General features: G+C 62.1%; 10 protein-coding genes. 8 read left to right on the forward strand and 2 right to left on the reverse strand.

The features are described from left to right. The 4 genes from I8N66_RS32690 to nadE form a co-directional block, all read left to right on the forward strand. Positions 1-905, forward strand: a 905-nt coding sequence (locus I8N66_RS32690; RefSeq protein WP_291163257.1) for an asparagine synthase C-terminal domain-containing protein, incomplete at its 5' end; no start/stop codon positions are given. A 22-nt stretch (positions 906-927) separates the two neighbouring features. Beyond that, positions 928-1,194, forward strand: coding sequence for an acyl carrier protein (locus tag I8N66_RS32695; protein ID WP_291163260.1), 267 nt, complete (start codon positions 928-930; stop codon positions 1,192-1,194). A gap of 21 nt (positions 1,195-1,215) precedes the next feature. Then, the gene (locus I8N66_RS32700; protein WP_291163263.1) at positions 1,216-2,763 is read left to right on the forward strand and encodes an AMP-binding protein; all 1,548 of its coding nucleotides are present in this window, start codon (positions 1,216-1,218) and stop codon (positions 2,761-2,763) included. Next, on the forward strand, positions 2,760-3,767 hold the full coding sequence (gene nadE / locus I8N66_RS32705; RefSeq protein WP_291163266.1) for an NAD(+) synthase: 1,008 nt from the start codon (positions 2,760-2,762) through the stop codon (positions 3,765-3,767). Before I8N66_RS32700 ends, nadE begins: the two co-directional genes overlap by 4 nt. A gap of 70 nt (positions 3,768-3,837) precedes the next feature. Here the strand turns inward: nadE and I8N66_RS32710 are convergent, their stop codons facing one another. Together I8N66_RS32710 and I8N66_RS32715 are read right to left on the reverse strand one after the other, a co-directional pair. Next, positions 3,838-4,953: a hypothetical protein gene (locus I8N66_RS32710; RefSeq protein WP_291163269.1), complete on the reverse strand. Its 1,116-nt coding sequence runs from the start codon at positions 4,951-4,953 to the stop codon at positions 3,838-3,840. Continuing rightward, the gene (locus tag I8N66_RS32715; RefSeq protein WP_291163281.1) at positions 4,950-5,603 is read right to left on the reverse strand and encodes a HemK/PrmC family methyltransferase; all 654 of its coding nucleotides are present in this window, start codon (positions 5,601-5,603) and stop codon (positions 4,950-4,952) included. Before I8N66_RS32715 ends, I8N66_RS32710 begins: the two co-directional genes overlap by 4 nt. Positions 5,604-5,874: 271 nt before the next feature. Between I8N66_RS32715 and I8N66_RS32720 the strand changes: the two genes are divergently transcribed. The 4 genes from I8N66_RS32720 to I8N66_RS32735 all read left to right on the forward strand — a co-directional run bounded on the left by I8N66_RS32720 (position 5,875) and on the right by I8N66_RS32735 (position 11,414). Next, a complete protein-coding gene (locus I8N66_RS32720) occupies positions 5,875-7,194 on the forward strand; it encodes a lipopolysaccharide biosynthesis protein (protein WP_291163272.1) in 1,320 nt (439 codons plus the stop codon). Positions 7,195-7,261: 67 nt separating this feature from the next. Further along, complete coding sequence (locus tag I8N66_RS32725; protein WP_291163284.1) at positions 7,262-8,332, forward strand: GNAT family N-acetyltransferase; 1,071 nt, start codon at positions 7,262-7,264, stop codon at positions 8,330-8,332. 128 nt (positions 8,333-8,460) lie between these two features. Continuing rightward, on the forward strand, positions 8,461-10,074 hold the full coding sequence (locus I8N66_RS32730) for a GumC family protein (protein ID WP_291163275.1): 1,614 nt from the start codon (positions 8,461-8,463) through the stop codon (positions 10,072-10,074). An 11-nt stretch (positions 10,075-10,085) separates the two neighbouring features. Continuing rightward, positions 10,086-11,414, forward strand: a complete 1,329-nt coding sequence (locus tag I8N66_RS32735) for an O-antigen ligase (RefSeq protein WP_291163278.1) — start codon at positions 10,086-10,088, stop codon at positions 11,412-11,414. Positions 11,415-11,547: the final 133 nt, after the last annotated feature.

Below are 11,547 nucleotides of genomic sequence, written 5' to 3' on the forward strand. Positions count from 1 at the left end.
CTCTCTATCAGCTTTCGGGTCTGGTTCGGGAGCAGGGGCTGAAGGTGGTTCTGACGGGCGAGGGTGCCGATGAGGTCTTTGCCGGCTACGATATCTTCAAGGAGGCGCGGGTGCGCCGGTTCTGCGGCCGCCAGCCCGGTTCACGCATGCGCCCGCACCTCTTCCGCAAGCTCTATCCCTACATCCCGGGTCTGCAGCAGCAATCGGCGGAGTATCTGGCCGCGTTCTTCGGCGCCGGCGACGTGCCGCTAGACGACCCGCTGTTCTCGCATCGTCCGCGCTTCAAGAGCACGGCGGCAACCAAGATCTTCTTTTCCGGAGACCTGCGTACACGGCTGAGCAACTACGATGCGGCGGAAGACCTCGCGAGCCGGCTTCCCGCAGCCTTCGGTCGCTGGCATCCGCTACATCAGGCGCAATATCTCGAAAGCCGCTTCCTGCTGCCGGGCTACATCCTGTCGAGCCAGGGCGATCGCATGGCCATGGCCCATGGGATCGAGGGGCGGTTCCCGTTCCTCGACCATCGCCTCGTCGAATTCGCGACCCGTCTGCCGCCAGAGATGAAGCTGAAGGGCCTGGTGGAAAAGCATATCCTGCGCGAAGCGACGAAGGATCTGCTGCCCCCGTCCATCGGTCAGCGAACCAAGCAGCCCTACCGGTCGCCGGACAGCCATTCCTTCACCGGGGTGGGCGAACTTGACTACGTCCGCGACGCCATGAGCGAGGCGCGCGTCAGCGACAGCGGGCTTTTCAATGCCAAAGCCGTGACGAAGCTCTACGACAAATGCCAGTCGCAGCCGGTGAGCGGCTTCCGCGACAACGCGGCTTTCGTGGGCGTCCTGTCGACGCAGCTCTGGCTGCAAACCTTCACCGGCACCAGCGTCCGCGCGGCGGAAGCAGCCTGATCTATTCAAGAAAGGAAACCACATGACGGAAACGATCAAAGACAAGGTTAGAGCCTTCGTCATCGAAAACTTCCTGTTCGGCGACACGTCCTACGATCTCGCCGATACGGCATCGCTGATCGAGAATGACATCATCGACTCCACCGGCGTTCTCGAACTCGTGGCGTTCATCGAGGACCAGTTCGGCATTGCCATGGGCGATGCCGATATCGTGCCCGCGAACCTCGATTCTCTTTCGCGCATTTCGGCCTTCATCGAGGCCCGGGTCGGGGCGCCGGCCACGGCATAGTCAAGGCGCGAGGGGGCGTCCATGCGGTTCGAGCAATTCCTTACTGGCAATGCCGCAAGGCAAGCGGCGAAAACGGCGCTGGTCACTGACCGCCGTCGCCTGAGCTACGGCGAATTCGACGATCTATCGGGGAGGCTGGCCACCGCGCTCGCGCGGGCCGGCGTCAAACGCAACGATCGCGTGCTTGTCTTCATGGACAATTGCTGGGAAGCGGCGGTCTCGATCTTCGCGATCCTGAAGGCCGGCGCGACCTTCAGCCCGATCAACGCCTCGACCAAGTCGGACAAGCTCGCCTACATCATCACCGACTGCGAGGCGGCGGCGATCCTGACGCAGGCAAAGCTGATGCCGACCGTGACGGAGGCGCAGGCCCTGAGCGGCAAATCGGATATCTTCATTGCCTCGACGGCCGCGCCGAATGGCCAGACGCCGGCTAACGCGATCTCCTTCGATGCCTGCCTCGCGGAGGCGGCAATGCCGGTGCTGCATCGCGGCATCGACGTCGACCTCGCGATGCTGATCTATACCTCGGGTTCGACCGGTCGGCCGAAGGGCGTGATGATGACCCATCGCAACATCGATGCGGCATCGGAATCGATCACCACCTATTTGCGCAATGAGCCCGACGACATCATCCTCAACGTCCTGCCGCTCGCCTTCGACTATGGCCTCTACCAGTTGCTGATGGCGATCCGCATCGGGGCGACGCTGGTGCTGGAGAAGTCCTTCGCGTTCCCGCACGCGATCTTCGAACGGATCCGCGAGGAGGGCGTCACCGGCTTCCCGCTGGTTCCGACAATGGCGGCGATGATCCTGCAGATGCGCGATCTGGAGCCCGGCTTCCTTCCGAGCCTGCGCTATCTCTCCAATACCGCCGCCGCCTTGCCGCCGCCGCACATCGCGCGGCTCCGCGAACTCTTCCCGGGCGCCCGGCTCTATTCGATGTACGGGTTGACGGAGTGCAAACGCTGCACCTATTTGCCGCCCGAGGAACTCGACCGCCGGCCGGGTTCGGTCGGCATCGCGATACCAAACACCGAGGCGTTCGTCGTCGACGACGAGGGCAAACGCGTACCGCCGGGCGTTCCCGGCGAACTCGTCATTCGCGGTCCGCACGTCATGCAAGGCTACTGGCGCAACGATGCGGCGACCGAGCGCATGCTGCGACCGGGGCCGAACCCGTGGGAAAAGGTGCTCTATACGGGTGACCTGTTCCAGACGGACGAAGAGGGCTTCCTCTATTTCGTCGGCCGCAAGGACGACATCATCAAGACACGCGGCGAGAAGGTCGCGCCCAAGGAAGTCGAGACCGTTCTGCACACGCATCCCGGCATTGCCGAGGCCGTCGTCGTCGGCGTGGCCGATCCGGTACTCGGCCACGCGATTGCAGCGCTGGTGGTGCGCTCCGATCTCAGCCTGTCGGACAAGGACATTATTCGCCACTGCACCCGCCACCTTGAAGACTTCATGGTGCCGAAGATTATCGAATTCCGCACCGAACTTCCGAAGACGGATACCGGTAAGGTCAGCCGCCGCCTCGCGGCCGAGACGATGGAGCCTGCTCAATGAACATTCGAACAACTGAAGGCGCGCGCCCGTTTTCGGCCGAGACGCTGACGATCGATCATGCGGCCGAGACCGACCGGATCGTTGCGGGGCTGCGCGAGCAGCTGCGGGCGATGAAGAAGCGCGGCCTAGTGCTCGGGCTCTCCGGTGGCATCGACTCGAGCGTTTCGGTTGCCTTGGCGGTGCGCGCTGTCGGCGCCAAGAATGTCTTCTGCCTGTTCATGCCGGAAAACGATTCTGATCCGGAAAGCCTGCGCTTTGGCCGTATGGTGGCTGAGACCTTCGGCGTCGAGGCAATCATCGAGGATATCGGCCCGACGCTGAAGGCGATGGGTTGCTACGAGCGTCGCGATGCCTTCATTCGCGAACTGGTTGCGGACTATGGCGACGGATGGGCCTCCAAGATCGTGATCGCCAATGCGCTGGAAGGCGAGGGCTACAATATTTCCTCGCTCGTGGTTCAAAGCCCTGATGGCGTGCAGTCCAAGCATCGCATGCCACCCTCGGTCTATCTCGGCATCGTCGCCGCCACCAACATGAAGCAGCGGACGCGCAAGCAGGTGGAGTATTACCACGCCGACCGGCTGAATTTCGCGGTGCTCGGCACGCCGAACCGGCTGGAATACGACCAGGGTTTCTTCGTCAAAAACGGCGATGGTGCCGCTGACGTGAAGCCGATCGCGCATCTCTACAAGTCGCAGGTCTACGCGCTTGCCGCCTATCTCGGCATTCCCGAGGAGATCCGGCGCAGGCCGCCGACGACAGACACCTATTCGCTGGAGCAGACGCAGGAGGAATTCTACTTCTCGCTGCCATACGACCGCATGGACCTCTGCCTCTATGGGCTCAACAACGGCATCGATATCGACGCCGTCGCCCATGCGGCTGGCCTGACGGCGACGCAGGTGGAACGGGTCTGGGCGGATATTGCTGCCAAGCGCAAGGCGACGCGCTACCTGCATCTGGGGCCGCAGCTCGTGCGGCCCGTGGAGGAAATCAAGGGCTGATCGCGAGTCTAGAGACGAGGCCGGGTTATTGCGGTGGCTTCAACGAAACATCGCAATAACCGAAGGCGTTTCAGTCGAACTGGCCGGCGATCAGCCGGCACCAGTGTTCTCCGGCAATGCCGTTGAAGAAGCCTTGACCGTCCCGGCAGGCCTGGACGATTGCCGGATCACGAGAGTGAACCACGGTCGAGGCAACATGGACGAAGGCAATCCGGCGTCCGAGCATGGCTTCCATCAGTGCCGGCTGCGTCCGGCCCCTGAGCCCCGGAAGGTTGCGTTTGGCGGCGTGATCGACCAGGCAGTCGACAACCGGTCCGGCCTGGCCGGGCAGCGCCAGCACCTGCAGGACCCGCCCGATTTCTCCGGCTTTAACGTAATAGGCGAAGGCACCGACGAGCGTGCCGGTGCGTGCCGTGACCAGCGCGTAGACAAGCGTGCCGTTTTCGGGCTTCTGCTCCGCATCGCCGAGAATGTAGTCGAGTTGCCCTTCAGCCCAGTCGGGGCGCAGCGGGAACTGTCCGATGAAGCGATCGACCACGGCGGCAAAGCCGTTGCGATCGGTTTCCTGAGCTGTGAAGCCGGCCTGGCTTGTGCCGGCGGTTGACACGGCGGACCAGCGTTGTTCGCCCGGCGCCATCCGCTTGCGGTAAGCGCCGTCAACGGCACGCGCAATGGGCGCTGCGAGCCGCGCCGGCCCGATGCGGTTCGACGCAACGCTTAGGCTGAAGGACGCGGGCTGGATGACGCGCACCCAATCGAGACTGTATTGCGGCAGGACGACACCCCGAAGGCGCGTCCACATCTGGGCCGAGACGTCGCTTGCGGTTTCGCTGAAAGAGAGATCCTGCGGGCCGGCGAGAAAGGCCTTGAGGATGCGCGCCCCGGCCAAGGGATCGTTCTCGTGATCCTCGACCATCAGCGAGCCGCAGATCGCTGCCCGCAGCCGGCGGCCATTCAGGAGCATGGGCAGGACGTTGACGCCGACGAAACCGGAGATGGCGCCGTTGTCGTTGACGTGCACAAGCGGGCGTATCTCGGGATCGCAGCCGGGGGCGTCGAGGTAGAGCTGCTGCATGTAATCGGCAAGTGCCGGCGGTGGTCGGCCCTGGTCATTACGGAACACCCGCTGGAACATGCCTGCAATCGCTGGAATGTCCGCACGTTCAAGCGAACGGATTTCGCTCATTTGGACACGCTTCCGGCTCCGTCGTCGATCTTCCTGACGATGGCGACGCGCGGCTTGCCGTTGCGATCGGTCGCAAACGTTACCGGCTCATAGGTCTTGATGCGCGACAGAAGTGCCGCCGCCTGTCGATCCTGGCCCTCGCCGAACTCGAACAGCAGCCAGCCACCCGGTTTCAGAAAGGCAACGGCATCGCGGATCAGCCGCTGGTGAATGGATATGCCGTAGGGTCCGCCATCAAAGGCTTCGCGTGGCTCGCTCTCAAGCAGGTGCGCCCGGTCTCCCTCCAGCCGTCCGGTGGAAATGTAAGGCGGGTTGCAGACGATCATATCGACCGTGCCTTCGAGATTGTCACCTTCGAAGGCGCCGAAGAGATCGCCTTGCCGGATGGAGACGCGTGTGCCGGTATCTAACCGGTCGACATTGCGGCGGGCCAGCGCAACGGTGCTGTCGGTGAGGTCGGCGCCCCAGACGCGCGCGGACGGAACGTCGTTGGCGATACCGAGCGCGAGATTTCCGGAACCGCAGCACATGTCGATGACGGTTGCCGCCGCCACGCGATCCGCGAGGATCGATACGGCCTTTCGTCCAAGGAGCTCCGTTTCCTCGCGCGGGACGAGAACGTCGGGTGCCAGCTCAAGCTCCACCCCCATGAAACGATGCAGACGAATATAATTGTCGTTGTGCGGCACGACCACCCCCTCCATGTCCTCGACCGAATTGTTTCTGGATAAATCCGTAGACGCGAAGTGCTGCAGACTATTGTAATCGGGTAAACGAAGCTCAAATGCAATTGCGACGCATGCGTTAACGGCGCAATCATCTCTACCTGCTACCTTGCGCGGCGATCAAAGGCGATTGCTCGCTGTCATTGAGTGCGCTTTTGGGAAGTGAACGGCGAGTTGGTGTCAAAGGCAAAACGGAATGGCTTCGGAAAGTGTGAAGGAACGAGCGCACAGACCGTTCCTTTCGATGATCATGTCCTATGCTGCATCCGGCGGCAGCCTCGTCATCGGATCGGCCGCCCAACTCTTGACGTTTGCGATCCTGGCGCGCTGGCTCGGCGTACATGAATTCAGCGTTTTCGTCGCAATAACGGCTGTCGCCAACATCGCCGTGCACCTGTGTGGTCTCGGTGCGATGGAATGCCTGGTGCGTCGCGTGGCGCGCGACCGCAGCATGTATTCGCGCATGCTCGGGCACAACATTCTGCTGACCGCCGTGAGCGGCGTGATCCTTGTCCTGCTCGGTGCCGCCATCCTGCCGTTCTTCTTCACGCTGTCACCGGATCCGTTGACCAATGTCGCAGTGATCACGCTGATGCTGATCACCAACATCGTCTTCGTGCGCGTCATCGTGCTGGCGGAGCAGATTTTCCTCGCCCATTCGAATTTTGCCTCGGCAAACAAGGTGGTCGTCGGTTTTGCCGTGGCGCGTACCATCGCCGCCGCGCTTGCCTGCATCGCCTTCGGCGTTGCGACTGTCGCCTCCTGGGCGGTATGGCAATTCATCTGTCATGTGCTCGTGGCTGTAGGGTGCTGGCGCGCAGTCAAAGGGTTGGGGCGCCCGACCTACGGCATCGTCCGCGAAGAGCTGCCGCTGGGGCTCTATTTCAGTATCCCGTTCATCCTGCGTGCCGTCAGGCAGAACGCCGACCTCCTCGTGTTGAGCCTGGTGGCGACGGCCGAGGTCATGTCGAGCTACAGCGTCGCGCGGCGTATGCTGGAAAGCAGCTATCTGTCGGTCGAGGCGCTGAACCGGTTGATCTATCCCGGCTCCGCAAAGGCAACCGCGGCTGGCCTGCACCATGCGTTCGAGCGTGTGCGCAAGGTGCTGATTGCCGCCACCTCGATCAGTATCGCTGCCGCCATCGCTGTGTTCGTGCTTGCGCCAGTCCTGCCCAGTCTCTTCGGCAAGGACTATGTTTCCCTCGTTTCCTTCGTCCGTACACTCTGCTGGGTGGTTGTCCCGATCGCCATGTGGTCGATCGCGATGGAGGCGCTCGGCGCTTCCGGCCATCATCCGGCGCGTGCCTCGGTCATGGGGCTCGGCAGCGTGCTCGGCGCCACGGTCACGGCCTGGGCGACGTGGTATGCACCGCCCACCGGAACGTTCATTTCGTTCTACGTGATCGAAATCGCGATGGTCATCGTCTCCTGGACGGTCTTCTTGCGCTTTGTCCGGCGCGACCGGCGAGATGCGGACAGGGCGCCGCTCTCGGCAAGGATGGCCCATGAAGGTTGAGGTCGGGGCGATCCAGGCCGCAAGACTGCATGGACCCGATTGGCCCGGTTCGGGTACCCTGCGCGCAATGGAGCTTCGAGACATACCTGCCGTGGGCAGCATGTTTACCCGGATCTTCCGCAAGCGCGAGTACAAGGCGGGCGACGAGCTTCAAAGGTATATCGAGACCATCTTCTTTGGCAGTCCGCTTTATTCGCCCGAGCGCGGCAGCGTTGTCTATGATGACGGAGCCGGCGGCATAGGTAGCGTCATCCTGGCGCTCCCGATGGAATTCTCGGTACAGGGGCGCCGGACGGTTGCAAAATTGCTCTGCGCTTTCATGTCAGAGGGAAAAGCGGGCGCCCATGGGGCTGCATGTATTGCTCGCGCGATGCGCGCCGCCAAACAGGATATGTGCTTCTCGGACAATCTCTCACCGGTCAGCGCAGATCACGGGGCAGCCGGCGGCGGCATCGTGCTCCCTATCCAGAGCCTCGATTGGCGTCGTTCTTTTCATCCACTCAAAGCCTGGGCTCTGATGATCGGTCGGCAGGCGCCGCTACTGAGATCGCGTGTCGTCACAGGGCCGCTTGCCGTGGTCGATCGAATTTTGCGGCGGCGGCACCCCAGGATGAAGCCGGCTGCGCCCAGCGGTTGCGCAACACGTGCCATCGATCCCGCGGCCTTCGTCGACTGTGCCGAGCCAATGCTCCAGCGCTTTGCCGTCAGGCCCCTCTGGTCCCGGAGCGAATTCAATTGGCTGGTGGGCGTTGCCAGTCTGAACAGCACGTTGGGTAAACTCCTTTGCCGGGAGGTCATGGATGAGAGCGGACGCGTGATCGGCGCCTATCTCTATTTCGGCAAGGTCGGTGAAATGGCGACGGTGCTCAACATCGTCTGTGAGGCCGGTCGCGAGTTGGACGTCACGGCGCAAATGTTTCATTCGCTTGATGCGGAGGGTTACGCTCTTGCTGTCGGCAGCGCGCAGCCGTTCCTGATGAACGCGATCTCGCGCCAAAGGTGGCTCTCCTTCCACCATCGTGGCTATTTCTGCATGGTGACCCGGCATGCGGATCTCAAGGACGCCGTGCAGCGCAACGACATCTATGTCGGTGGGCTCGCATCGGAGAGCTGGAGCCGTTTGCTCACGGACTTCTGACTCCGTGCGTTAAGCGGCAAGTCCTGCCGTTTAACGGAATATTCACCCTACAACCCTAATCATGCGATGGAAGGCGGCTCGTGGGATCACGATTTTCGCGTCTCGATGGGCGTGCGTGAGGGATGCTTATGTATAGGCCGGACGAGGCCGAAAAACGGAGGCCCAGCCAGCCGGCGCACGATCAGCGTGCACCGGCCGTGAGAGGCTCGTTGCTCGATCTGCTATCGTCCGACGCGCCGGAAGCCGAGCACGTGGCCGAAGAGCGCGTAGGCGCTCGGTCGCAACACCAGGAACCCTCAGTCCAAAAGCGACAGGTCACGGCAGCTGTGCCGCCCGCGCCGGTGCGTCGCGACAGTTACCTTCCCGGACTGAGCGAAATCGGCAATATCGGCGTCGATGATATTATCGGCTGGCTGCGCGAGGGGCTCCTCTGGATTGTCGTCGCCGTGATGCTTTGTGTGGCCGCCGCGCTCGCCTATGCGATGACGGCGACGCCGCGCTACAATGTCTATACCGACATCGTTGTCGATCCCTCCAATTTGAATGTCGTCAGCGACGACGTTTTCACTTCCAATCCGCAGCGTGATGCGCAGCTGTTGGAGGTCGAAAGCAAGCTTCGTATCCTCACGTCGCGCAACGTGTTGTCGCGGGTGATCACCCAACTGCGCCTCACCGAGGATCCGGAATTCGTGAAGCCGTCCGCTTTCAGTTCGCTGAAGAACCTCTTCTCGACGAAGGCGGAGCAGCAGGCGGGAAATGAGCTTGCGGCGATGCGGGCACTATCGGAGCGGGTCGAAGCCCGCCGCGAAGAGCGTTCCTTCGTCGTGGTGATGAAGGTCTGGAGCGAAGAGGCGACGAAGGCGGTGACGCTGTCCAACGCGATCGTCGCAGCCTTCGAGCAGGAGCTGTTTCAGTCTGCCGCCGAGAGCGCCGGTCGCGTTGCCCAGAACCTCAACGCCCGCCTTGACGAATTGCGCCGCAACGTCACCGAGGCGGAGCGGGCGGTCGAGGACTTCCGCCGCAAGAATGGTCTGCAGTCTACCAACGACGGTCAACTCGTCAGCAATCAGCTTTCGAACGAACTGAACACACAGGTGCTCGATGCCCAGCAGCGCTTCATCCAGGCCGAGACACGCTACCGGCAGATGAACGATGCGATTGCGCAGGGCCGCACCGCGAGTGCCTCGGAGTTTGAGTCCGTCAACATGACGAACCTGCGCGAGCAGCACAACGTGCTCCAGCAGCAGATCGCCTCGATGCAGCGCACCTATGGCGAGCGCCACCCGCGCCTCGTCAATGCCCGCTCCGAGCGTACGACGCTGGAAGGGGCGATGGCCGATGAGGCGCGCCGTATACTCGATCGCGCCAAGGCAGACATGGATCGCGAGCAGCAGGCCTTTGCCGCCTTGCGCGCCAAGGCGAGCGACGAGAAATCCAACGTGTTTTCCGACAACGAAGCGCAGGTGCAGCTTCGCGACCTTGAAAGAGATGCGCGCGCCAAGGCCGCCATCTACGAGACTCATCTGGCGCGTGCCCAGCAGATCACCGAGCGCCAGCAGATCGACACGACCAATGTCCGCGTCATTTCCCGCGCCCTGCCACCGAACGCTCGAAGCTGGCCGCCGCGGACGGTGGTCCTCCTTGCCGGCGGCGCGATCCTCGGCCTCGCCCTTGGCATTGGCCTGACGCTGACGCGAGGGCTCTGGGGCTTCCTGCGCGGACGCCGGTCTGCAGCAGCCTGAGAGGGGACGGCATGACGAGCGCCGTCTATCGTGAAGAGAGCCCGGCGGACCACCTCCGCGTCCGTATAGGAACGGTGCTCTTCATGGCTACGTTCCTGTTTTTCTGGATATCGACCACACCCTTCATCGATCTGACAGGGGCCGCGGTCCTGGATCCTTCCGCCGGCAACTCAAACCGGTTGAACCAGATCATATCACTTGCGCTCTTCTCAGGCATGTTTGCTTATGGGCTCGCGCATCCCATGCGCGGTATCATTCTGCAGCCGCGACCATTGCTGGCCATGCTCTACATCTGGTTCCTGTTTGTCTCGGCGATTTCTGCCTATCCGATGTTTGGCATCAAGGGGACCGTGCTCGCCGTGATGGTGACGATCAATGCCAGCATCTACCTGCTGCTGCCTGCTTCGGAGCGACACTTTGCCAAGATGCTCGGTATCGGCACTCTGTTCATGCTGGCAGTCGCCTACTACGGCATTCTCTTCAAGCCGACTCTGGCGATCCATCAGGCTTCCGAGCTGCGCGAGCCGATGAATGCCGGCCTCTGGCGTGGCCATTTCCCTCACAAGAACAGCGCTGCCGCCGCCATGGTGATTGCCGCTTTCTTCGGCCTCTTCGTCATGAATATCTGGTCGCGGCTGGCGGGACTTGCCATCGTCGTCCTGTCGTTCAACTTTCTGCTTCATACGGGCGGCAAGACCTCTACCGCCATGCTTCCAGCGATCGTGATGCTTGCCTGGATTTTCGAGCGGTTCCGTTTCCTACGCATACCGATCGTTATCGGTGGGGTCGGACTGTTCAATCTTTTCGCCGTCGGCTCGGCGGTGTTTAAGCCGCTCAGCGATCTCGTCACCGATCTTGGCATCGATGCGACCTTTACCAACCGCGCCGATATCTGGCGCTTCGCCTTCACGGCTCTCGCCGAACAACCAATCACCGGCTACGGCTTCAAGGCTTTCTGGCAGACCTCGGAACTGGTAAACAGCGGCGGCTCCATCGAGACTTGGGCCGTCGCGGCCGCAAACGGCCACAACTCCTATCTGGACATCGCCCTGATGACAGGGTTTCCCGGACTGTTGCTGACCGCAATCTGGTTGTTGGTCCTGCCTCTGTGCAACATAGCGCGCCTTGCCCCGGCAGAGGAGCATTCGCATCTCACCCGGCTTTACATCCGCGTCTGGCTCTACACGATCTTCAACGCCGGTCTCGAAAGCCTGTTTTTCGAGGGGGGCAACGCTCTGTGGTTCACCTTCCTCCTTTCCCTTTACGGTCTGCACCTACAGTCGCGCGCGGTTCTTTCAGTGGCCCCGCAGCAGGTAAAATCCGGAGCCGTCTATGCCTGATCTGCTGCAAACCGTCGACGGCCTCGTCGATCGCGTCGCCAATCGGTTGATCTGGCGTTTCGCGGCGAAGCCGCGCGACGTCGTGACCGATGTGCCGCTCGTTTCGTTCACCTTCGATGACGTGCCCGATACG

The organism is Ensifer sp. SSB1, from assembly GCF_016652895.1.
Classification (GTDB): domain Bacteria; phylum Pseudomonadota; class Alphaproteobacteria; order Rhizobiales; family Rhizobiaceae; genus Ensifer.